This is a genomic window from Fumia xinanensis, assembly GCF_014384905.1.
GTDB classification, from domain to species: domain Bacteria; phylum Bacillota; class Clostridia; order Oscillospirales; family Ruminococcaceae; genus Fumia; species Fumia xinanensis.
In genome coordinates, this window is the sequence record NZ_JACRSV010000002.1 from 1 (window position 1) to 21,244 (window position 21,244).

General features: G+C 45.1%; 22 protein-coding genes, 4 tRNA genes and 2 rRNA genes. 12 read left to right on the plus strand and 16 right to left on the minus strand.

The genetic code is table 11. The features are described from left to right. The 6 genes from H8710_RS06550 to H8710_RS06575 all read left to right on the plus strand — a co-directional run. Window positions 1–101 (plus strand): 23S ribosomal RNA (locus H8710_RS06550); the annotation flags it as partial. A gap of 65 nt (window positions 102–166) precedes the next feature. Further along, window positions 167–242, plus strand: a tRNA-Lys gene (locus H8710_RS06555). A gap of 5 nt (window positions 243–247) precedes the next feature. Beyond that, window positions 248–322: transfer RNA gene (locus H8710_RS06560), tRNA-Glu, on the plus strand. 30 nt (window positions 323–352) lie between these two features. Then, window positions 353–469: ribosomal RNA gene (gene rrf / locus H8710_RS06565) — 5S ribosomal RNA — on the plus strand. Window positions 470–475: 6 nt separating this feature from the next. After that, window positions 476–552: transfer RNA gene (locus tag H8710_RS06570), tRNA-Ile, on the plus strand. 10 nt (window positions 553–562) lie between these two features. Beyond that, window positions 563–638, plus strand: a tRNA-Trp gene (locus H8710_RS06575). 212 nt (window positions 639–850) lie between these two features. Here the strand turns inward: H8710_RS06575 and mscL are convergent. Next, window positions 851–1,306 carry a large-conductance mechanosensitive channel protein MscL gene (mscL, locus tag H8710_RS06580; protein ID WP_249294733.1) on the minus strand — a complete coding sequence of 152 codons (456 nt, stop codon included), beginning with the start codon at window positions 1,304–1,306 and terminating at the stop codon, window positions 851–853. 183 nt (window positions 1,307–1,489) lie between these two features. Here mscL and H8710_RS06585 point away from each other — a divergent pair, with 183 nt between their 5' ends. Further along, entirely contained in the window at window positions 1,490–1,999 is a 510-nt protein-coding gene (locus tag H8710_RS06585; protein ID WP_249294734.1) for a hypothetical protein, read from the plus strand. Between the two features lie 111 nt (window positions 2,000–2,110). Beyond that, window positions 2,111–3,067 carry an alpha/beta hydrolase gene (locus H8710_RS06590; protein ID WP_249294735.1) on the plus strand — a complete coding sequence of 319 codons (957 nt, stop codon included), beginning with the start codon at window positions 2,111–2,113 and terminating at the stop codon, window positions 3,065–3,067. 43 nt (window positions 3,068–3,110) lie between these two features. On the opposite strand, the gene H8710_RS06595 is transcribed toward H8710_RS06590, so the two are convergent. From H8710_RS06595 to H8710_RS06610, 4 genes are all read right to left on the minus strand, one after another. Continuing rightward, entirely contained in the window at window positions 3,111–4,475 is a 1,365-nt protein-coding gene (locus tag H8710_RS06595) for an MATE family efflux transporter (RefSeq protein ID WP_249294736.1), read from the minus strand. 271 nt (window positions 4,476–4,746) lie between these two features. After that, complete coding sequence (gene fba, locus H8710_RS06600) at window positions 4,747–5,610, minus strand: class II fructose-1,6-bisphosphate aldolase (RefSeq protein WP_249294737.1); 864 nt, start codon at window positions 5,608–5,610, stop codon at window positions 4,747–4,749. Between the two features lie 244 nt (window positions 5,611–5,854). After that, window positions 5,855–6,331: a TspO/MBR family protein gene (locus H8710_RS06605; protein WP_249294738.1), complete on the minus strand. Its 477-nt coding sequence runs from the start codon at window positions 6,329–6,331 to the stop codon at window positions 5,855–5,857. 179 nt (window positions 6,332–6,510) lie between these two features. Further along, window positions 6,511–7,644 carry a hypothetical protein gene (locus H8710_RS06610; protein ID WP_249294739.1) on the minus strand — a complete coding sequence of 378 codons (1,134 nt, stop codon included), beginning with the start codon at window positions 7,642–7,644 and terminating at the stop codon, window positions 6,511–6,513. Between the two features lie 255 nt (window positions 7,645–7,899). Between H8710_RS06610 and H8710_RS06615 the strand changes: the two genes are divergently transcribed. The 3 genes from H8710_RS06615 (at window position 7,900) to H8710_RS13505 (ending at window position 10,026) form a co-directional block, all read left to right on the plus strand. Further along, on the plus strand, window positions 7,900–8,142 hold the full coding sequence (locus H8710_RS06615) for a FeoA family protein (RefSeq protein ID WP_249294740.1): 243 nt from the start codon (window positions 7,900–7,902) through the stop codon (window positions 8,140–8,142). Window positions 8,143–8,335: 193 nt separating this feature from the next. Then, window positions 8,336–9,820 carry a ferrous iron transport protein B gene (gene feoB / locus H8710_RS06620; RefSeq protein WP_249294741.1) on the plus strand — a complete coding sequence of 495 codons (1,485 nt, stop codon included), beginning with the start codon at window positions 8,336–8,338 and terminating at the stop codon, window positions 9,818–9,820. Between the two features lie 38 nt (window positions 9,821–9,858). Continuing rightward, on the plus strand, window positions 9,859–10,026 hold the full coding sequence (locus H8710_RS13505) for a helix-turn-helix domain-containing protein (RefSeq protein WP_207708383.1): 168 nt from the start codon (window positions 9,859–9,861) through the stop codon (window positions 10,024–10,026). Here H8710_RS13505 and H8710_RS06625 read toward each other — a convergent pair. The 3 genes from H8710_RS06625 to H8710_RS06635 form a co-directional block, all read right to left on the minus strand. Further along, complete coding sequence (locus H8710_RS06625) at window positions 9,997–10,206, minus strand: hypothetical protein (RefSeq protein ID WP_054354500.1); 210 nt, start codon at window positions 10,204–10,206, stop codon at window positions 9,997–9,999. The genes H8710_RS13505 and H8710_RS06625 overlap by 30 nt on opposite strands. A 519-nt stretch (window positions 10,207–10,725) precedes the next feature. Next, the gene (locus H8710_RS06630; protein WP_021636444.1) at window positions 10,726–10,962 is read right to left on the minus strand and encodes a helix-turn-helix domain-containing protein; all 237 of its coding nucleotides are present in this window, start codon (window positions 10,960–10,962) and stop codon (window positions 10,726–10,728) included. After that, a complete protein-coding gene (locus tag H8710_RS06635) occupies window positions 10,959–11,381 on the minus strand; it encodes a sigma-70 family RNA polymerase sigma factor (protein ID WP_021636445.1) in 423 nt (140 codons plus the stop codon). Before H8710_RS06635 ends, H8710_RS06630 begins: the two co-directional genes overlap by 4 nt. Window positions 11,382–11,975: 594 nt before the next feature. Here H8710_RS06635 and H8710_RS06640 point away from each other — a divergent pair. After that, window positions 11,976–12,332 carry a helix-turn-helix domain-containing protein gene (locus tag H8710_RS06640; protein ID WP_021636447.1) on the plus strand — a complete coding sequence of 119 codons (357 nt, stop codon included), beginning with the start codon at window positions 11,976–11,978 and terminating at the stop codon, window positions 12,330–12,332. A 50-nt stretch (window positions 12,333–12,382) separates the two neighbouring features. On the opposite strand, the gene H8710_RS06645 is transcribed toward H8710_RS06640, so the two are convergent. The 8 genes from H8710_RS06645 to H8710_RS06680 form a co-directional block, all read right to left on the minus strand. Continuing rightward, the gene (locus H8710_RS06645) at window positions 12,383–12,568 is read right to left on the minus strand and encodes a cysteine-rich KTR domain-containing protein (RefSeq protein WP_083492971.1); all 186 of its coding nucleotides are present in this window, start codon (window positions 12,566–12,568) and stop codon (window positions 12,383–12,385) included. Window positions 12,569–12,655: 87 nt separating this feature from the next. Then, the gene (locus H8710_RS06650; protein ID WP_021636449.1) at window positions 12,656–13,078 is read right to left on the minus strand and encodes a flavodoxin domain-containing protein; all 423 of its coding nucleotides are present in this window, start codon (window positions 13,076–13,078) and stop codon (window positions 12,656–12,658) included. A 206-nt stretch (window positions 13,079–13,284) separates the two neighbouring features. Next, the gene (locus tag H8710_RS06655; protein ID WP_021636451.1) at window positions 13,285–13,863 is read right to left on the minus strand and encodes a TetR/AcrR family transcriptional regulator; all 579 of its coding nucleotides are present in this window, start codon (window positions 13,861–13,863) and stop codon (window positions 13,285–13,287) included. A gap of 170 nt (window positions 13,864–14,033) precedes the next feature. After that, the gene (locus H8710_RS06660) at window positions 14,034–14,942 is read right to left on the minus strand and encodes a conjugal transfer protein (RefSeq protein WP_035321911.1); all 909 of its coding nucleotides are present in this window, start codon (window positions 14,940–14,942) and stop codon (window positions 14,034–14,036) included. 14 nt (window positions 14,943–14,956) lie between these two features. Continuing rightward, complete coding sequence (locus H8710_RS06665; RefSeq protein ID WP_021636453.1) at window positions 14,957–15,958, minus strand: bifunctional lytic transglycosylase/C40 family peptidase; 1,002 nt, start codon at window positions 15,956–15,958, stop codon at window positions 14,957–14,959. Further along, window positions 15,955–18,315 carry a CD3337/EF1877 family mobilome membrane protein gene (locus H8710_RS06670; protein WP_249294742.1) on the minus strand — a complete coding sequence of 787 codons (2,361 nt, stop codon included), beginning with the start codon at window positions 18,313–18,315 and terminating at the stop codon, window positions 15,955–15,957. Before H8710_RS06670 ends, H8710_RS06665 begins: the two co-directional genes overlap by 4 nt. Next, the gene (gene tcpF / locus H8710_RS06675) at window positions 18,312–20,765 is read right to left on the minus strand and encodes a conjugal transfer ATPase TcpF (RefSeq protein WP_249294743.1); all 2,454 of its coding nucleotides are present in this window, start codon (window positions 20,763–20,765) and stop codon (window positions 18,312–18,314) included. Before tcpF ends, H8710_RS06670 begins: the two co-directional genes overlap by 4 nt. Continuing rightward, window positions 20,749–21,141: a conjugal transfer protein gene (locus H8710_RS06680; protein WP_054354528.1), complete on the minus strand. Its 393-nt coding sequence runs from the start codon at window positions 21,139–21,141 to the stop codon at window positions 20,749–20,751. Before H8710_RS06680 ends, tcpF begins: the two co-directional genes overlap by 17 nt. Between the last annotated feature and the right edge of the window lie 103 nt (window positions 21,142–21,244).

The following is a 21,244-nucleotide window of genomic DNA, read 5'->3' on the forward strand; positions in this document are numbered from 1 at the left end:
TCAGGTAAGACCCCTTGAAGACTACAAGGTTGATAGGCTCAAAGTGTAAGCGTCGTGAGGCGTTAAGCTAGCGAGTACTAATCGGTCGAGGGCTTGACCATAAGATGTGGTTTCAAAACAAATTTCGATGTTTCTTTGTTCAATTTTGAGGGTACCATTCCCATATGCGCCATTAGCTCAGTTGGTAGAGCAACTGACTCTTAATCAGTGGGTCCCGGGTTCGAATCCCTGATGGCGCACCAACAATGGCCTGTTGGTCAAGCGGTTAAGACGCCGGCCTCTCACGCCGGAAACACGAGTTCGATTCTCGTACGGGTCACCATTACCTTTTAGGTAACTATTGTAACATTTTGCTGGTGTTAATGGCGATGAGGACACACCTGTTCCCATACCGAACACAGAAGTTAAGCTCACCCGCGTCGAAAATACTTGGCTGGAGACGGCCTGGGAAGATAGAACGATGCCAGCACAATATGGGCCATTAGCTCAGTTGGTTAGAGCAACCGGCTCATAACCGGTCGGTCCTGGGTTCGAGTCCCCGATGGCCCACCAGTTGTTACATAGGGGTATAGCTCAGTTGGTAGAGCAGTGGTCTCCAAAACCACGTGCCGAGGGTTCAAGTCCTTCTGCCCCTGCCAAAAAGAACAGCCTATTCATAGAATAGGCTGTTCTTTTTTATTGTGGCAATTGCAAAGTATGGCCAATAGAAAGTGTTGTATTCTATCATTTAGAGGACCCAAAAAGAGTCGTTGGCTATGAATGAGGAATCACTTAATAACAGGCCGCCTGTCCCCAAAAGACAGGCGGCCTGTTATATACTGGCAATATTTAAAAAACATTATTAAAGGCGTTATTCTAACTCTTCTGCCTTAACTTCAGTTTTCTGATTTTGAAGTAAATCACGGATCTCAACGAGCAATTCGGCTTCACTGGGAAGGGCAGGTGACTCTGGAGCTGGCTGTTCTTCCTGCTGTTTGCGAAGTTTTTTGGAGGCCTTAGACGCAAAATAAACAGCTAAGAATATTGAAAAAGCAATAATGAGAAAGTCCACAATATTTTGAATGAAACTTCCATACAAAATAGCTGCTTCCGGTTTGATTATCTCACCATTTTCAATGATTGCAGGGCTCAACACCCATTTAAGAGATTTAAATTCCATTCCGGCTGTGAGAAACCCGAAAAAAGGCATGATAATGTCGTTTACGAGAGAAGTGACGATTTTTCCGAACGCTCCGCCTACGACAACGCCAATGGCCATATCAAAAATATTGCCTTTAAACGCGAATTCCTTAAATTGTTTCCACATAAATAGTCTCCTTTCAAGAATATTATCTAAAATTTATTATACATGGTCGAAGCCTAATATACAAGGTGGAATTTTGACGATTTTTAGCGTGACTGGTATCAAAATGAAAATTGGCAGCATATGCTGTGATAAGCAGATGCTTGCCTAATTTATTATTTTAACGTCAGCAGAGGTGAATGAAAGATGCCCCTTAATGAAATCACATGCAACCCTTATTTGCTTTACCCCTTGGCGGATTGCTGTACCTGTGGCGCCAGATACCCTATCGGTTATTATGACGCAAGCAGTCCAGCTAAAGCCGCCGTTGGAGATTTTTACTCCAATATCGCACAGGATCTCTCCAGTATTGTGCCTGTCCGGTTTAATGGGACCACAGTCGTTTCAGGAATGGTGTTGGACCCAACGGGAAGTTCTGTTACATTGCAGAAAAAAGCACTGTACCGTATCCACTATGAATTGACGCCCGCTTCCGGTTTCTCTTCGGATATTCCTGTTTATGTAACAGTCAATGGCGTGGTGCTTCCTCAGTCGATACGCCAGTTGCCCGGCAATGGTTCTCAGGTTTCTGCCCATTTTATCTATTCTGGCGAACCAGGCGATTTAGTCAGACTCAACGTAAACTCCGCGGGAACAGTGTCACTGGCTCCAGGAAGTAATGTCAATACCATGCTCAATATTACTGAAGTGCTGTAAGTTCTATCCCAAAAGCCCCTGATTTTCAGGAGCTTTTTTGTTTGCCTGTAAAAGGAAACTGTGATACAATAAGAGAAATGAAATGAAGCACGACGGAAAGAGCAGGTACCGATGAATTTAGAACAGTTTAAAATCGATTTGGCCGTTGGAGTCCGTAGGGCATTGGAACGGATTGGTAACACCGAGCTCATCGGAGAAAAAATAATGATTCCCTGCCGCGGGGGAGAGGTGGACATCTATCTGTATCGGGCAAAGCGACAGCTTGCTCCGGTTCTTTTTGATCTACACGGGGGAGGTTTTGTCTACGGGCATGGAGCAGATGAAGAATTATTCTGTGATTGCCTGCGAAAGGATCTGGACATCAATGTCATTTCCATCAATTACCGAAAAGCCCCCAAATTTCCTTATCCAGCTGCGGTCGAAGATGTTTTTGATGTGATTTGCCATTGGAAAGAACATGCGGCGGAATATCAGATGGACGGCGAAAGGATGGCGATCATCGGACACAGTGCAGGCGGCAATTTAGCTGCTGTAGCTGCCATGATGGGTAAAGAATCGGGGAAATACCAGCTGCGCTGCCAAATTCTCAATTATCCGTTTTTAGATGTGCTCAGCAATCCCGCTGATAAGCCCAAATATCCGGAAGCGCTTCCGGTTCTGCTCATCAAAACATTTAGCGAACTGTATGCCAGACCGGAGGATAGAGCGCTTCCTCATATATCGCCAGCCCTTTGTTCTCAGGACCAGTTAAAAGGCCTTCCACCGGCTGCTGTCCTTGTGGCAGAATATGATTCCCTCCGACAAGAGGGAGAACGATATGGAGAGCTGTTACGACAGGCAGGTGTTCCCGTGACTGTTCGGTGCATTCAAGGTATTGGACATGGGTTTATTGAACATTATTTTGCCCGAGGTGTGTACGACCGCATGCCGGAAGAACCCCAAAGCATCCTTCCACAGGATATTGATGAGAAAATTGCGGCCGCCATGGAAGTTATTGAGGAAACATTGAACAAATACTTATTAGAAACAGCGGCAGAAGCTCATGATAAGTATAGAGTAAAAGGATAATAAAAAGCAGTGTACGAGTTTAGTACACTGCTTTTTTATCGGCTCAAGATGGTTCTAGTAATGTCTGGGAATACGATTCTTCCGCGGCCTGTTGCTGTTTTTTTCCGAATCGTAGATGAAGGGGAAAGAAAATTCCAAAAGTGATAAATTCTGCTCCAAAAAGGGAGAGCCATACACCGTTTTCCCCCCAGAAGACCGGGAGAATTTGCAAAAACAGATAGACGAGTGCGACTCCCCGGAGGATCGAGATCATCATGGTGCTGCGGGGGCGTTCCATGGACTGGAAATAGTACATGATAACGGTGTTGAGACCGGTGAAGGGAAAGGAGAGAAAATATAGAAGTATGGCGGTTGTTCCTGCAACGACGATGGCTGGCTCATGGGAAACAAAAGTAGTGATGATAGTGGAAGGGAAGAGGCAGATAACCCCATAAATACCCAGCGAGAAAACAGCTGTAATCAGCAAAGCATGGCGGTTGACAATATGGATGGCGCGGTAGTTTTTAGAGCCGTAGCTGCGGCTAATAATTGGCTGAGCCGCCTGAGCAATGCCGTTAAATACTCCCTTTCCAACATAGGCGATATTGGAAATGATGGAGAAAATCGCTACCGAATCCGGCCCGCTGACCTTTAACAACGCTTTGTTGATAAAGAGAATTACAATTCCGGAGGACACCTCCATAATGCTGGTTCCGATGCCGTTTTTGAAAATACGTCCAAACAGGGAGAAATGAAAGAATTTTTTGACAAACCGAACGGTATTCTGCTTTTTGAGAAAATGAACAGAAAGAATAGCCACAGTGACACAGGGGCCGATAGCAGTGGCAAGGCCGGCGCCAAAAACACTCCATTTGCACAAAATAACAAAGACAAAGTCCAGAACAATATTTGTGATGTTGCCGATGGTTGTGGCTACCATGACAAGTTTTGGATTTTCGTCACAGCGGATGATAACCGCCGATGCCGATGATAGAATGTACATGAAGGCGGTGGCATTGATGACGACTAGATAGTCGTGAACCAAAGGAACCAGCTCTTCCGGAGCTCCCAGCATCTGAGCAATATTGTCGAGCCAGATGGAGCCCACTACTGCCGCAACCGCACCTACTGAGAGCAAAAGTAAATAGGCCATAGTCAGCGTCTGGTTGGCACTGTAGTCATCTCCAACGCCTTTACATACGGATATTGTGGTTGCAGTACCTACGCCAACCATCAAGCTGAAGCAGCTGTAAAATGTAAAGATGGGCAGTGCAATGTTCAGCGCAGCCAAGCCATCGCTTCCTACGCCCCAAGCCACAAAAAAAACATCTGCAAGGCAATAAATGGAGTGTGCAATCATACTGACCACAGTAGGAATGAGGTAACGGCGATAGTCTCTGTGAATTTGTTTTTTATCCGATGACACCATGAAAAGAAATCCCTTTCTGACGTACAATATTGCAAAAAATAATATAGTTAAGGGCGTTTTACACTCCTAACAGCCCGCACAGCAGGCGAATAGGCTTTGATTTGCAAATTAATAACTATTTTTATCATTAAAAGGCGAATACCTTTTGAAATCATCTTCGATGGATTTTACCGCATATTATGCGGTAAAATCAAAGTAAGTCATAAAAAAGTCCAGCAAAAAAGGACGGATATAATCCGCCCTTTTAATAATTCAATTGTCGAAGTACACGTTATGCTTTGTTGACGGAACCAAAAAGTTCCATTTTTTCTTTAACTGTTGCTTTGATGGCCTCGAAGCCGGGAGCCAGCAGTTTGCGTGGGTCAAAGCCTTTGCCCTGCAGGTCTTTGCCTTCTTCGATGTATTTGCGGGTAGCTGCCGCAAAAGAAAGCTGACACTCTGTATTGACATTAATCTTGGAAACGCCCAGAGAGATAGCCTTTTTGATCATATCCTCAGGAATGCCGGTGCCGCCGTGAAGAACGAGAGGCATAGTGCCGGTGAGCTCCTGAATTTTTGCGAGAACGTCGAAACTTAAGCCTGCCCAATTTTCAGGGTATTTGCCATGGATGTTGCCAATACCGGCGGCTAGCATGGTCACGCCCAAATCAGCAATCATTTTGCACTCGTTGGGATCAGCGACTTCACCGGCACCGACGACACCGTCTTCTTCACCGCCGATGGAACCGACTTCTGCTTCCAAAGAAAGACCCTTTTCATTGCAGATAGATACCAACTCTTTGGTTTTTTCAATATTTTCTTCGATGGGATAGTGGGAACCATCAAACATGATGGAAGAAAATCCGGCTTCAATGCATTTCTTAGCGCCTTCGTAGGAGCCATGGTCCAAATGCAGCGCCACGGGAACAGTGATGTTCAACTCTTCCAGCATGCCGTTTACCATACCTACGATGGTTTTGTAGCCGCCCATGTATTTACCGGCGCCTTCGGAAACACCGAGGATGACGGGAGAATTGTTTTCCTGAGCGGTGAGGAGAACTGCTTTGGTCCACTCCAGGTTGTTGATATTGAACTGACCAACCGCGTATTTGCCTGCTTTGGCTTTGTTCAACATATCTTTTGCAGAAACTAACATAATAAAACCTCCAAGTATTTATTCTTCTTGAATCTCTCAAATCCAAGCAATATTATAGCCCATCTTTATCCAAAAAGCAAGGAATTCACAGAAGGTTTACCGAATTTCTGAACTTCATAAAAATAAATCTGACCATAACGGTTAATTTGTATATAAAATTTCTGATAAAAAAGCCCTAAAGAAAATTAGATAAAGGCATCAGAAAAGCGATGGGTTATCCACTCATCGCTTTTTTACTATGAAGTTATCGGTTGAGTATCCATACACCTAAATTCAGATATGCGGCGAATGTCACCCAAACAAGATATGGAATCTGTAGCCACGCAGCGATTTTATCCACCTTACGGAACGAAAGGAGCATACTCAAAATCAGCCCCCATAATATAATCAGCCAAATGAAGGCAAACAAAAAATTTTGGAAATTAAAAAAAATGATACTCCAGAAAAAATTGAAGGCCAATTGGGTGAAAAAAAGGAGCAAACTGCGTGAACGGGCATTAGAAGCAGGAGATGTATATATTCGTGCAGCTCCAATTCCCATCAGTGCGAACAGGATTCCCCAAACAATTGGAAATACGATTGCAGGCGGAGACAGTGCAGGCTTCTCTATGGTTGCGTTATAGATTTCTGCTCCCTCCCGTGTCAGCCAGCCGGAAAGAGCTCCAACTGCTTCTGTGAAAATGATCCAGCAAGCATATGTTTTCCATGTGCGTTTTTTCATCTATCATCCCTCCATCAATAAAATATGCAAAGAAGGTGCCTATATACCATAATCCTTGGTTGTAAAATACAAAGAAGCAGCCCCGATCGGGGCTGCTTCTAGTAATAGATCATAGATACTTAGTCGGCAATATTGCTGGTTTTACTGCTTAACAACGGCAGCAAGCAAATACGCTTTAATCAATCTGTGCTGGATTCAGTACCTTCGGAGCTGTTTTCGCTGGATTCTTCCGAGCTTTCACTGGATTCCACGGAAGATTCGCTGCTGGAGGAGCTGGTTCCAGTAGGTTTAATTTTGATATTTTTGGGGCTGTGTTTGGATAAAGCCTTTTCGTTTTTCTCAGGCTCAATTGCGTTGCTCCATTCGTCAATTTTAGCGTTAAATTCCTCAGATTTCAAAGTTGACAGGAGATTGGAGCGATTGTTTGTAAAGTCTTCCTCAGATTCGGTAATATCCATTTTTTTCAGGACAAAGCTCCCGGTGGAATCAATGGATTTACCTACTTCTCCAATTTTGGAATCAAACGCGAAGTCCAAGATACTCTGAGGAGTTTGTAAGTCGCCTTTCTGAACGATGGCCATGAACTGAGAAGCGGTGGGTTTCGTTTCTTCTCCGGAGAAATAATCATCCAGAATAGCTTGGAAATCGTCGCCGTTTTCAAGGCGTTTGGTCAGCATCTCAATGTCCGCATCGATGTCGGCCTGGTCGCGATTCTTTTGTTCCCCTTTTTCATCTGTTTCAGTGATATTGACGGGGATATAAAAGACCTTGGCATAATCGCTGTAGAAAATATCTTTCAGTTCGTCGTCCTTTACTTCTTCAGAACCGCCCTCACCATAGGTCATATTGAAGATGCTGTTGCTTTTGTACTGATTCAGCTGCAGCTTCTTATAAGATTCCAATCCGAACCCCTTGTCGGCGTAACCATATATTTTATCCAGATATTCATAGTAGGCTTCCGCGTTAGCGTCCATGGCTTTTTGGGATTCCTCGTCTACGGTAAGCCCCATTTCATCAAATTTTTGTTCTACAGCCAGATATCTTTTTGCAAGGGATTCCGCTTCGTCGGTGACCCATTTTAAACCGTCTTCACCTTCCAGCTCCTGGTCGAAAGGAGTTTTGGATGCGTCAAAGCCCTCGAGAGCCTGTGCTTCCTGATAAGCGGTGAGAGAGAGGCCTACATACATACCAGATGTGACCGTATAATCCCCAAGCTTATAAGTCCAGGTGGTGTCGCTGCCGCTGCATCCGGCAAAGCTCACGAGCGTGGCAGCGGCCAACAGTCCGGCCGTAATTTTTTTAAATAGATTCATTTGTATCCAAACCTTTCAAAATAAAATTCTCATGTGATAAAAAGCAACAATACCGAGTGTCATTATACATGATTTTATGGAACTTGTCCAGTCGTAGAGGGAAATTTTCACAAAGTTCGGCATTCCTTAACAAATCCTACTGAAACCTTTTAAAAATCCTGCCTTTGCACCGATCAACTTCCTTACGCATAATTTGCTATCAGGGAAGTTCCAAAGAAAACTTTCTAAGATTACAGTAAGGAGCGTGCAACCCATATGACTGACGATAGATTACCGTTAAACAGGCTTCATGAAGGGGTAGAAGCCAAAGTTTCCGAGCTGAGCGCAACCGGCACCATGCGCAAGCGCTTGATGGACATCGGACTAATCGAGGGCACAAAGGTGGAGTGCCTGCACAGAAGTCCGGCTGGCAATCCTATTGCTTATCTTATCCGGGGCGCGGTCATCGCCCTTCGCAACGAAGATTCCGACCATATTCTGGTGTCCCCTTTGGCGTAACCGAACGAAGCTTATTTCCCCATACCGGAGAGAGGAAAAAGAGTCAAGCTGTAGCAAGACTGTTTTGGGCGCTTTTGCCGCCGGCAAGAGCGCTTTTTCTCTGCCGGGCGAGATAAGCGATTGATTTAACCAAAGAGGGCTTTACTAAAAATTGATAGGCGTTTTTAATAGCGCCAGAAAGGCAGGGGTTTATATGGGACTGACCAAAGGCTCGACAGGTCTGAATGCAGCGGACGGAGGAATGAAAATCGAAAAGCAGTGTGAAAGCGACCGGGTGATTGCCCTGGCAGGTAATCCTAATGTGGGAAAAAGTACCGTGTTCAATGAACTGACCGGCATGAATCAGCACACCGGAAACTGGCCGGGCAAAACAGTGAGCAACGCCAGCGGAAACTGCGAGTATAACGGGCGCAATTACATTTTCGCCGATCTGCCGGGCACTTATTCCATCTCAGCCCGTTCAGCAGAGGAGGAAGTAGCACGGGATTTTATCTGTTTCGGGAATCCGGACGCGGTGGCCGTTGTCTGCGACGCTACTTGCCTCGAACGGAACCTGAATCTTGTATTGCAGGTCATGGAAATCACCGGTAACGTCATCGTCTGCGTCAATCTGATGGATGAGGCGAAAAAGAAAAACATTTCTCTCGATCTGCGGCAGCTTTCTAAAAATCTGGGCGTCCCGGTGGTGGGCATGAGTGCCAGAAGCAAAAAAGGCATTGACAAGATGATGGAGGAACTCAGTCGGATGGTTACATATGAGCATCCGACGCTGCCGAAAAAGCTTCGGTATACGCCGGTAGTGGAAAAAGCCATCTCGATTTTGCAGCCGGAGCTGGAAAAAATTCTGGGTGAGGGGGCCAACACCCGCTGGATTTCCTTAAAACTCCTGGATGGGGACAGCAGTTTTAACGACTCGATGAAGGAATATTTGAAAATCGATCTTCTGAGCAATCCTGCCATTCAAAAGGCCATGGAAAAGGTGGCAGCCTATCTTGAAGAACAGCAGGTGACTTTGGAAAAACTGCGGGATCGGATTGCCTCCTGCATCGTTTTGCAGGCGGAAGAAATCTGCATGGATGTGGTCAGTTGCAGCAGGAGCAGAGCTGACCTTAGGGATCGGCGCATTGACAAAATCCTCATCGGAAAATGGACCGGGATCCCTGTAATGCTGCTGCTTTTGGCGGTAGTGTTCTGGATCACCATTACCGGCGCCAACTACCCGTCCCAGATGCTGGCCGACGGCCTGTTCTGGGTGGAAGGGCAACTCAAAACCTTCTTTGAATGGATGAGCGCGCCGGGGTGGCTCACCGGTGTCCTCATAGACGGCATGTATCATGTGCTGGCATGGGTCGTGGCCGTCATGCTGCCGCCTATGGCTATCTTTTTCCCGCTGTTTACCCTTCTGGAAGACTTGGGGTATCTGCCGCGAATCGCTTTTAATTTGGATCAATACTTTAAAAAAGCCTGCGCCTGCGGCAAACAGGCGCTCACGATGTGTATGGGGTTCGGCTGCAACGCGGCGGGGGTTGTAGGGGCGCGGATCATCGATTCTCCTAGGGAGCGGCTCATCGCCATCATCACTAACAATTTTGTCCCCTGCAACGGGCGTTTTCCACCACCATACAAAGGGAAACAAAATTGTTCCTCGGCGCTGACAATGAAGAAACAGCCGAATTAACCGTACCAATGTATGACTTTGGCGATTGGGCTTCAAGGATGAAAGCCTATCGCAAGAAAAACCATATCACACAGCAGGAGCTTGCACAGCTTATGGGCGTAAAGCATTTTACACTTCGTAGCTGGGAACAAAAACAAGCAAAGCCACCTTACAATGTATGGCGGCTTCACAAACACTTATTTGATGATTCCATCAAGCTCACGTGATTTTAGGTTATCCAGTATTTTATCAATAACGGCTATCTTTTCAACCGTCGTTAGATTGGAACTGTTTAACCTGCGTTCCACCACCTCTAAATGAAACTCATTGATTTTATCGGAAAGGGCGTGAAAATCCATATTTTCTGGAACATGGATAATAACATTCTGAACACAATTTCTTTTCATTCACGCCCTCCTTTCGATAAATACCAGACACTTTATGTTATGAAAATGTCTGTATGTCCTATTCCATCTTATGAAGCTGTTCGATTCTGGTGCAGCTTCATTTTATGTCATAAGCAACTCGAACAGCTCTGGCATAGCTCACGGGAATCCCACCCCTGCATGGTTCTCATGCAGCCGTACCCTTTGCCTGCGACGTTTTTTTCACGCTCGGACTGTGGCTGTACGGGAGTATCATTATCACGATAGGGAGGTCATGGCGGCAGCTCTGCCAAAAGCTGCATACGGAACGCTGGCGTGAATCGCTCACTAATTCATCCCTCCTTTCGGGGTCATGGCGTGTCAGCCCGTCGGCTCTTTCCCTATCGAAACGTATTCGATTGCTTTATTCAGTTTTCAAGGAACAACGGCTTGTCAGCCTGTCAAAGCATACTGAAGGCAATATGCTTTGATAGAGTGGCAAACTTCCCTGTTCGGGAAGCGTGAAGCATATCAACACGCTTCCACGAAAGGGAAAATGTTTTATTCTTCTCCGATTTCAAAGGATAAAATCTTCGCAATCAGTCTGGTTTCCATCCTGCGGCGTAAGGTTTCATCCACGACCATGTGCTGATTCCCGTATTCGTCTTTCATGGGGCGGAGGGAGCGTTTTGCGATAAAGCCGCTGTAATGCTTTACAATCTGGTTGATAGCTTCTGTATCGCCGTCCGTCGCCGCCACAATGACAGGAAAAGGAATCATGGGATATGTAGTCTTCATTCTTCGTTTTCCTCCATAAATTCTTTGATAAAGGCAAGTCCGCTGGTTCTGTGACGGTAAACCGTGGAACGGTTCAGTTTTAGCAGGTCTGCAATTTCTGTGTCGTTCATATCCATAAAATAATACAGCAGGATAATTTCACGCTTCTTGTCCGTCAGATTCCGTAATGCTTCGCTTAATAAATCGCTTTCCACTCCGACTGTGGAATCATTCAGCGTGAAGATATGAAAATCAGATGGGTAACTGTCCACAGTTGCGAACTGACTGACTAGGTAATCGCCCATATCGGAAAACAGCGTTTCCCGTTTAGACTGTCTGGACAGGGCTTTCATATAGTCCTTGCGCTCGTCGTCCATAGCACGCTTGCAGATATAATCAAACTGATTCTCAATAGTTGTCTGAAAAGAAGATGGCTTCATAGTATCTCACCCCCTTTCTTGCCATGAAAGAGAGTGGATTGAAGTTCTTTGCCCCCTTTCGCACTAAGTCCCGACACGAAAGGGCTGCCAGTTGCATTGCTGGCAAAAAAACTTTGAAAAAAGTTTCCGGCATCCAAAAAAGCACACAAACAGACTTTACAATCTGCTTATGCGCTTCATTAGTACCTGCTATGTATTGTGAAAAACCATATAGGTGGGCATTTTTATCTAATGTAGGAGAATGGATTTTTTTAATGACGTACCACTTGTAGAATTATGTCGAATGATTATGTCGTGCATGGCGGCTACCTCCTTACGAACCGCCGAGCTTTCATAGCTGACTTCAACACATCCTCCGTGGATTTTATTTAACAAACAAAAAGACGGCGGCTTTCTTCAAACCGTCGTCTGGAAATAATCTGATTTTGACGCAACGAAAATCATGCTGCCAGAAAACGGTTTTTTTTATTTGCCGTCTGGCAGTATATTTTTTTGTATAAATCGCATAATAGGAACTATAAAACCTTATAATGCGTTTTTCTATACCTGTCACTTATTGAACAGGAACAGTAAAATGTAAATAGGTGGTTTATTATGCGTAAAAAAGAAGATAAGTACGATTTTAAAGCGTTTGGGCTTGCGATAAAAGAAGCCCGTAAAAAGCGAGGTTTAACCCGTGAACAGGTGGGAGCATTGATTGAGATTGACCCACGCTATTTAACCAATATTGAGAACAAGGGGCAGCACCCCAGCTTACAGGTGTTCTATGACCTTGTATCCTTGTTAAATGTGTCCGTTGATGAATTTTTCTTACCTGCTGCTGATCTGGTGAAAAGCACCAGACGCAGACATATAGAAAAACAGATGGACAGCTTTACAGATAAAGAGCTAATCCTTATGGAAGCCCTAGCCAAAGGTATTACAGATTCTAAGGAGATAGATGATTTATAATTCTAACTCCAATGAAAAGAGCCGATAAAATGAGATTTCATAACCTCAGTTTATCGGCTCTGCGTCTTAGCGTCTGGCTCTTTTATGATTGTGACTTTAAATGATTTAACATTTATTAAATTTTCTTGTCGGCATTTTGGACAATACAGAGGAAATTTGCTTATTTCAGTGTCATTTCTTATTTTTAATCTTGTTTTATTACCACATACAGGGCATAAAATCCATTTATTTTCCATATTTATTTTACCCCACTTTAGATTACGTATTTCAATTAAACGTTCTATATATTTTGATATAGCATTGTATAAGATATGTAGAAACATCTACATTAAACAAAATGCGGTTAATACTTCATTGATTTCTGTACAATTCAACCATTCAGTATTTGTTGGTTTGCTAAATGGAGAGATTCCTCCACATTTAATAATTTTCGCATGGTTTATTAATCTATTCGGAATACTATTCCGAATGGTTTTTTGTATCGTTTCTGGATAAAAATTGCAAAGAAATATGATGGTTTTTTTTGCTATCAAGGTTTCTATATTGTCATTTAATACCTGTTTTGCAGGTTTGTAAATTTTACCCATACGAACACCAGAGCCAATCAATAGTACGTCAAAATCTGATAGACAAGGGATTTCTCTATCCAAATCAAACAGAGAGCAGTCTTGTAATTTTGAAGCAATATATTCTGCACATAGCTGTGTACTGCCTGTTTTAGAAATATACATAACGGCAATTTTCATTATTTCTTCCGCTCCTTTCTGTTTTGGATAAGTATTAGTATCATAGTTATGAAGAACAAACATATAGAGGTAACTCCACAGTTCATATGGAAACTAATATTATTAGCAGTTACCATTGGTACTGACTTCATCCATAAACCACATATCAAGGTTGATATTAGTAGAATGGCAGTAATAGTAGCGCTGATAGATATTAATAATTTCATTTAACATGCACCTCCCATTTCTAAAGATAGATTTTTAAATATAATGTCAATAAGTTTTTCCTGCTCGACCATTACATTTTTAATATCACATTGAAGATATTTTTGGTAAGCAGAAGCATTTAAAAAAATGACTTGTACAGGCAAAAGTATTTGTGCAGCGAGTATTTTTATCTCGTATTCGTCCTTACTTTGCTTAAATATCTCTTTTAATACTGGCTGTATCATTTTATTTGTAATGATTCCACCTCCATTCAATTCATTTGCAACTGTAATTTTTGCTAGTGGATAATGATTATATCCTAGACATACAATTTCTTTAATCATGCTTTCCAGTCGAAGTAATGGGTCAATTTCTTTAGATGTTTTTTGTATAATATTCTCAAATAAATTACCCATGCAAATATTAACTGCCTCTATTAATAGATTGTCTTTTGACTTAAAATAGTAGTTTATTAACGCACTATTCACGCCAGCTTTTTCTGCAATCTGTCTATTAGTCAATTTACCAATATCCTGATTTTCCTGCATGGCTGAAACTACGGTTTCTAAAATTCTTTTTTTTGCTTCTGTATTGTCCACTTCTATATCCTCCCAACTATTTATTTAACTGTGATTTAATCATGATTAAATCACAGTTAAATAATACCACGTTGTTTGAAATCCGTCAATAAGTTTAATTGGTTTTTTCTTTTTAATTTTTATTAATGGGCTATCTATCCATAAAAAAATATGAGGAGATAGCCCACATGTTATTTAATTATCTTCCAGTTATTCCCGTTCTTTTCCAGCACTAAGTCAAACTGTGATACCTGCGTTGCCTTTGTCTGCTGGTCTAGGTACTTCACAGCCACGGAAACAGTCACTTGACTGTTGCTGCGGTTGTAGATGGGATTTACCAGTTCCGAGAATACATAATCTTTCCCAATAGGCTTTAACACGCCCCCATTCACATAATAGGACAGCTCTTTAGCGGTTGCGGTTGGGTAGAGCTTAAAGAATGTCGTCAGAAATTCGTTGATTTCATCCGTCGTCACAGCGTCCACCGTTCCGTCGCTTTCCTTTGCCTTTGGCGTATAGCCGGATTTCACGGGTGTGCTGGTAATGGTCGGATTCTTCGTGAGAACCATGTTTCCAGAGCCATCCACATAAACCGTGACTTCATAAGCGGAACGTACCGTTTTCGTGCTTCCGTTCTCCGTGATTAACTGTTCCACAGTGAAGATCACGGAGAACTGGTTTTCATCCACCTGTGTAACAGACCATATCTGCACCCCATTGACCGCCGAGGACACGGGAATATCCTTACGGATGGTGTCGGTATTTAATGCCTGCAAATCTCCTGTCATATAATTCTTGATAGCGTTCTCCCTGTTGTCAATGGAAGCCGCCGTCTGTTCCCATGAATAATAGACCTTTGCAAAGTTCGTCACAAAGTTCTCTATCTTATGGGTATCGACGATTTTTTCCTCAATGACCTTTGTTTCATGGATGGTATGAACGTCAATCGCCGTGAAATTCTTATAGACTGCAAAGCAGAAGCTGACCGCCAGCAGCACCCACAGGGCAATTACAATCCGCTTGTGGGTATTCGCCTTATAGATACGGGGCTTCTTTTCTTTTGGCTGTTTCTGGTTTTCCTTTTTTCTTATTTGAATCATAGTTTTCATCCTTTCTATTTTGGGATTCTTCCTGCACTGGCTAAATGCTGCTGCCAGTAGGAACTTGTCAAATCGGCATAGCCGATAGGGTCGCCTGCATGAAACATACGGTTATTTCCTTGATATATCCCAACGTGCGTAATATAAGTGCCTGCATTATAGGTAGAGTGGAAAAAGACCAAATCCCCAGCCTTTGCTTCGGACAAGGGGATATGCTGTGTCACGTTGTACTGTTCCTGCGCCGTCCGTGGCATGGAGATTCCAGCCTTGCCGAAACACCACTGGACAAGACCGGAACAGTCAAAGGAGGTAGTAGGGGAAGCTCCGCCGAACACGTACCTCCAGCCCTCATATTTTAAGGCTTCATCCATGATAGCCTGTACCGTTTCGTCGTCAAACTGTGCTACTGTTAGATATTGTGACACCACCAGCACGTAGAACATATTTCCGTAGTTATACCGCCATCCGCCGTTTTTCTCCACAGCGATAGGGTTTGTGTAAGTCACTTTTGTTCCGCCGGATTTATCCCTTGCGAAACTTTCCGCCAGTTCAAAGGTGTATTTCTTCCCACGGTTCGACACATAGTCAAGAAAGCCGCCGCCATAGTTATAGGACTGAATGACGGCGTTTAGGTCACAGCCCTTTGCTTCGGCGGAAGCCACCAGTTCCGAGAAATACTTGCAGCCCTGCTTGATAGAATCCTCTGTGCTTAGTGAGTTTGGCGGCAATCCCAGCGATTCCGAGGACTGCATAACATCTTCCAGCGTGCCGCCGGATTCCACCTGTATAATTGCAAGCAGAACATTGATGTATTCCTCAATCCCGTATTCTCTTGCGTACTTTTCCAGCAGGGGCTTATGTGCCAGTACCTCCGCTGACACATTCACGCCGCCATACTGGATATGAGAACCGCCGCCGTCTTCTTCGTCCGAGAACAAGACGACCACAAACAGGAGCAGGGAGAAAATCAGCACGAACATCCCAGAGCTTGCAATGATGATATGCTTCAGCTTCATTTTTTCTCCCCTTTCTTAACTTCGGCGGCAGTTCTGGACTTCTCCTTTCTGGTTGATTCACGCTTAATGGTGGAGCTGCGTTCCTTGATGGAATGTCGCTGCGGCTCTTGCTCTACTGTGGCAGGGGAAGCCGTCTGCACAATCTGACGTTCTGACCTCTCTGGCGGCATATCCGCTTTGATGGTATGCTGTTCTGTGACGGCTGGCTGCGAATTGCTTTTGACTATCTGCCGTTCTGCCCGTACTGGCGGTGTTTCCGCTTTGACCGCTTGTTTTTCCTCCACGGCTGGCATATCCGCTTTTTCTTTCACGGATGATACCACAGGTCTTTCCGTCGGCTTGCCAGCACTTCCAGCCTGTACCGCTGGTCTGGCCGTCTGTGTCTGGCTGCGCTCCATAGGCTCACGTGATTCTGTCTGCGGTGTGGTGGTGGCAGGTCGTTCATGCACAGGGGAAGCGGTTTTCTGCGGTTCTGCGGCAGAAGTTTTTTTGCTTTTTGCCTGCTCCATTTCTGCCCGACGCTCCGCAATGGTCTTCCTGCGCTGTTCCTCTTTTTCCTTGCGCCCCTCCGCTCTGGCGGTTCTGGTCTGTGTCATACTGGATGTAAAGTCACGCACGCCCTCCGACACCTGCGTTTTCCCGTGGTAAAGAGCGTATTTTGCATTGACGGGCAAATCCTTTGCCTGTTCTTTCAGCCCTGCGGCGGTGTTTATAATCTTGCCTTTGGTGTCCATGACCGCACCTGCTGCCTGTCCAGCCCGTTTGCCAAAAGAAGCCTTTTCTTCTGCGCCTCCCTGTCCGTCTGGTCGGGTATGGTCTGCCTGTGTGGTTCTGGAAGCTCCCGAGCCGGAAGCCGCCCCCGATTGTTTAGAAGCCTTAGAAGCGGCTGCGCCAGCCCCAAGAGCCGCCACGGAACGCCCCAGCTTATGCTGTAAGCGGTGCATATGGGCGTGCATGAGCATACGGGGTCTTCGCATAATACGGCTTCCCACGCTTTGGGAATCGCCACTCTGCAAGGAGAACATACTCATTAAATCCCCCAGCTTAAAGTAGATTCCGGCAAAGGTCACAATCTGCAAGAACGCAATAAGGAAGAACGGATAACCAGCGGACAGCGTATAGAGCATAGTAGAAATGCTGAACGCTGTTGTGATAACCAGCGTGATTCCCGCCCTTGTCAGAATGGTATTGAACAGCTTTGTGATGGCACGTTTTGACATTCCGTCAAAGGTGGGAATCATGCTTAAAATGAAACTCACGGGCAGGAACATAGCGTAAATGATGAATAGCACCTGCGAAAAAATCATGATACCTGTCAGCAGGAACACGAACACAGAAATGCCAATATTGAAGATAAAGAGGAAGAACACCATCCCCAAGCGGTTAATGGTTTTCGTGACAGTAAGGTTCGTGTTCTCTAAGTCCTCGATTTCCTCCACGACGATTTCTTCCCTGTCTTCTCCATTGTTGGTGTCGGGGCTGGTGGATAGTAAACTCTCCACCCGATCCGCACCAATACTCTCTATATCCGAGTTGCCGTATTGAAGCAGAAGCCACGGCTGTTTTACTTGAATGGAAAAAAGGCTGTCACGGATAAGGTCTACACTGTCTTTGCCCTGGCTTTCCGAGTTTGGCATGACAATCTTCGTGCCAAGTGACAGGCTGGCATTGCTTATGTCTGCGGAAAAGTCATTGATTTTCCCGATATAGTCGGGAGCGTAGGCAATAAAGGACGCTGACAGCACAAATACCACCACGAAATTCACGACGGCGTGGATTGCCTTTGTAGTTTCACGCTTGATAAGCCCCGTGTATGCGACGTAGATTCCCACGACAAGAATCAGAATCAGCAGGAATCCGATATAAAATCCCTCCGAGGACAGCCCGTTTGGGGTAACGCCTGCAAGGGTCTGCATATTCTTTCCGATAGAATCCGCCGTTGCCGAAATGAAGTCCAGCGAATAGGCTTCCTGTATGAGATAGCCCGTGGCGTTGGAAAGATAAAGGCTGATTGTCCAGATAAAATTTGTGATGGCGTAAAGCCCATACATGACCTGCTTTCCGATACCGTCCAGCCAGTTCCACGGCAGCCAATCCCAGCCCGTGTCCACATAAAAATCAAGCTGGTAGTTGTCCAGTGGGTACTTGCTGTATTCATTAGCTGCATTGACGGTATCATCCACCAGCCCTGCGGCATGGGCTACCGTTCCCAGCGTCGCTAACAGAAAAATGGCAATCACGAATACCAGAAGTACCGTAACTGCCACTTTACCAAGCTGCTGTATATTCCATTTCCTTTTCCGTTCCGGCTTGCCGCCTGCCGCCGGTTTCCGGTGAAATATTCTTTGTATTGTCATTCCTCCACCTCTTTTCTGACGGGCGGTCTGGTATCAAAGGCGTGCAGCAGGTCTTCAAATATCGGATGGAACTGTATCACGCCCACACGTCCGTATAGGTCACTAATAAGGCACTGTCCATTTTCAAGGTCACGCAACCGCTTCTGGTTGTTCTCGTCCTCTGCGTCCACGCCGAAAAAGGAGAGCGTCTTTTTTATCTCGTTCATATCTGTGGAACGGAACGCAAATTTTAAGCCGAGATTGTTTTTCAGCTTTTCATCCAGTAAATCGTCTGTGTTCTGCGTGACAAAGTAAACGCCTGCGTTCATGGCTCGCCCAGCCCTCACTAACTTCATGGACAGGGTTTTTCCCTGCGCCACCTGTAAGAAGCTCCATGCTTCGTCAAGGTCTACAATCTTAAAAATGCTGCGGTCTGTGTGGATGAAATCAAGAGCGAATGTACTGATAACGATTAGCATAGCCACGGACAAAAGCTCCATTGTGGTATATTCTTCAAAGCTGGTTTCCTTATCCGGCAGTACCAAATCCGCTACCTGTATGATGTTCAACTGCTTTTCAAGGCTGATGGACTGCTCCACATCCCCATGTGAGAAAAGCAGGTGTGCAAAATCGTAATCTGTGAAAGATTCGATATGGTCTGCAATACTTACGCTGATGGGCGTTCCCTCCACACGCAATTCCTCAATGACTTTTAGTAAGCCCCGTTCCTCACTATTGGTTACAGCACGAATGGCTTTTCTAAGGACAGGGAACTTTTCGCCGTCACGGGAGGAAATGCCTGTAAGGAATGTGAGAATGTCGATTGCCAGAGATTCCGAATCTTTCGGATTCTCCATAATCACATAAGGGTCAAGCAGCCCCTTGTTCTTCTCGTCCGAGGTAAGATTGACAATGTTAATCTCGTCGGCAATCTCCGGCAGCGTTTCTTTCCAGTTCCCACGTTCCGCCTTTGGGTCTACAATGACCGCCTGTGCGCCGAACAGGACGGAGTAATAGACAATCATGTTGTTGGAGAATGATTTTCCGCCGCCCAATGAGCCGACGAAAGCGGCAGCAAGGGCGTTTGTCACAGAACCTTTTACCCCTTGACTGGCGAGGGCAGGTTTCAGATACACATTTCTTCCCGTGTCAAGGCTGTACCCCACATAGATTCCCTCATTCTCCCCCAACATCTGCGTAGCCCCGAATCCCAATCCGGCGAGGAAGTCGCTTGTCACATACTGGATGTAATCATTCATATACCGCTTGCTGGCAGGCAGAAATTCCCCATGCAAGCCCAGCATATCCCCAAACGGACGCACCAGCTTTACGCTCAAATCGTCGTAGAAATCCTTGACTTCATTACAGCGGCGTTTCAGCTCGTCAAGGTCGGGAGCTGTGACACGCACCACATAGGACAGCTTATACATGGATTCCTTGCTTTGGTCTAAGGTGGTTTCCAGTTCATTCACACTGTCCAATGCTTCCGCCACGTTGGAGCTGGTTTCATTGTCACTCTGCCATGCGTGGTTATCCAAATCTTTCAGCTCTTTCTTCTTGTTGCGGACAGTGGACAGGGCTTTCCGGTTCGCCACGATTTCCACATTCATGCTGGTATCAATGGGAAAGGTGAACTGCTGTTGCTGATAGTAAAAGATTTCAGAAGACGGGAAGTCCAGTTCGCCCACAATGGAATTGATAGTGAAGTAGGCGACATATGCCGTGGAATCCTCCTGCTCGATTTTCAAATACCGCTGCTTTTCTTCCATCAGACAGCGTGTCGGCTTGATAAGGTCGTAATATTTTACCAGCGTTTCCTTATCCAGTTTTTTCTTCGGCAGATAGTATTCGTAGTCCTCGTATGCTGTTCCTGTCTGCCCGTAAAGGTGTTCAATAAGATAACCGAAATCGTCCTTGTCCAGACGGCGGATTTTAAAACGGCGTGAAATTTTATTTTCCAGTAGTTTTTCCATCTTAGAAAAACGCCAGATTTCATCATTGCTCATAGAAACAAAATCCCCCATGAGTTTATGGTTCACATCATGGATGAAGTCAGAAAAGGCGTTTGCTGCTTCTTTACCCACGCTTTTAATCGTGACTTCCTGCTCATTCAGAATCAGCTTGAAGCCGATAAAAAAGCGGTAGTCCACCTGATTTTCCCCAATCATAGAAATAAGGGCTTCGGTCTGTGCGTCGATTTTCTCATAGGCAATTTCTTTCAGCCTGCCGGACACTTCCTTTTTAGAGCGTTCCTGCGCTGCCCTTATACTGGATTCCGTACTAATCTGCAAAGCGTGGATTCTTCCGTCACGGTTCTGTGCGATTAACTGCCGGAATGAATCGTGGACTTGATATTTCTGTTCTGGACTAAGGAACGAATAATTGTAGGGAAGCAGCTCATAGTAGGCGAAACATTCCCCGTCGTTGTTCCACACCAGATTGTTTTCAATATACTTAATCGGATATGCCATAAATTTCACTCCTAACTGCCGTGATGGATTCTGCCGGATGGTCTTTCCCCAGCTTCACGGTCTTTCCTGCATAGGTCAGTTTCGGGCGCACCAGATAGGCGATAACGGATTTCAGAAAGCCGTAAGGTTTCTTCCCATCAAAGGTCTTCTGGCACATGAACCATGTAAGCGCAAGGGGAATCCCAAAGTATTTAAGGAAAGCCCCGTCTATCATGGACAACGGCGGCACATTCCCAAGCAGCATGACGGCAAACAGCGATACCACGAACCACGTCATTTGCGTAAACGTGATAGGGAACGGCAGCTTAAAGTCATTGATGGAATATAGCACCTTTTCCACCGACCAGATACTTGTGTAGCTTCGTATTTTCTTCATGTAATCAGTCCTTTCTAAAAGAGTGTGGGGCAGCACGGAAGCCACCCCGAAAAATAAAGAATCTGTCAGAACATCCCCTGTCGGGTTGTGATCTGCCAGATTC

Coding starts and splice junctions, on each gene's coding strand:
- H8710_RS06660 (WP_035321911.1), bottom strand. CDS start 14,942: ATGATTCAAATAAGAAAAAAGGAAAACCAGAAACAGCCAAAAGAAAAG.
- H8710_RS06625 (WP_054354500.1), bottom strand. CDS start 10,206: ATGAAAAGAAATTGTGTTCAGAATGTTATTATCCATGTTCCAGAAAAT.
- H8710_RS06670 (WP_249294742.1), bottom strand. CDS start 18,315: ATGACAATACAAAGAATATTTCACCGGAAACCGGCGGCAGGCGGCAAG.
- H8710_RS06650 (WP_021636449.1), bottom strand. CDS start 13,078: ATGAAAATTGCCGTTATGTATATTTCTAAAACAGGCAGTACACAGCTA.
- H8710_RS06615 (WP_249294740.1), top strand. CDS start 7,900: ATGACTGACGATAGATTACCGTTAAACAGGCTTCATGAAGGGGTAGAA.
- H8710_RS06595 (WP_249294736.1), bottom strand. CDS start 4,475: ATGGTGTCATCGGATAAAAAACAAATTCACAGAGACTATCGCCGTTAC.
- feoB (WP_249294741.1), top strand. CDS start 8,336: ATGGGACTGACCAAAGGCTCGACAGGTCTGAATGCAGCGGACGGAGGA.
- H8710_RS06680 (WP_054354528.1), bottom strand. CDS start 21,141: ATGAAGAAAATACGAAGCTACACAAGTATCTGGTCGGTGGAAAAGGTG.
- mscL (WP_249294733.1), bottom strand. CDS start 1,306: ATGTGGAAACAATTTAAGGAATTCGCGTTTAAAGGCAATATTTTTGAT.
- H8710_RS06630 (WP_021636444.1), bottom strand. CDS start 10,962: ATGAAGACTACATATCCCATGATTCCTTTTCCTGTCATTGTGGCGGCG.
- H8710_RS06610 (WP_249294739.1), bottom strand. CDS start 7,644: ATGAATCTATTTAAAAAAATTACGGCCGGACTGTTGGCCGCTGCCACG.
- H8710_RS06585 (WP_249294734.1), top strand. CDS start 1,490: ATGCCCCTTAATGAAATCACATGCAACCCTTATTTGCTTTACCCCTTG.
- H8710_RS06640 (WP_021636447.1), top strand. CDS start 11,976: ATGCGTAAAAAAGAAGATAAGTACGATTTTAAAGCGTTTGGGCTTGCG.
- H8710_RS06635 (WP_021636445.1), bottom strand. CDS start 11,381: ATGAAGCCATCTTCTTTTCAGACAACTATTGAGAATCAGTTTGATTAT.
- H8710_RS13505 (WP_207708383.1), top strand. CDS start 9,859: ATGAAAGCCTATCGCAAGAAAAACCATATCACACAGCAGGAGCTTGCA.
- fba (WP_249294737.1), bottom strand. CDS start 5,610: ATGTTAGTTTCTGCAAAAGATATGTTGAACAAAGCCAAAGCAGGCAAA.
- tcpF (WP_249294743.1), bottom strand. CDS start 20,765: ATGGCATATCCGATTAAGTATATTGAAAACAATCTGGTGTGGAACAAC.
- H8710_RS06665 (WP_021636453.1), bottom strand. CDS start 15,958: ATGAAGCTGAAGCATATCATCATTGCAAGCTCTGGGATGTTCGTGCTG.
- H8710_RS06605 (WP_249294738.1), bottom strand. CDS start 6,331: ATGAAAAAACGCACATGGAAAACATATGCTTGCTGGATCATTTTCACA.
- H8710_RS06645 (WP_083492971.1), bottom strand. CDS start 12,568: ATGGAAAATAAATGGATTTTATGCCCTGTATGTGGTAATAAAACAAGA.
- H8710_RS06590 (WP_249294735.1), top strand. CDS start 2,111: ATGAATTTAGAACAGTTTAAAATCGATTTGGCCGTTGGAGTCCGTAGG.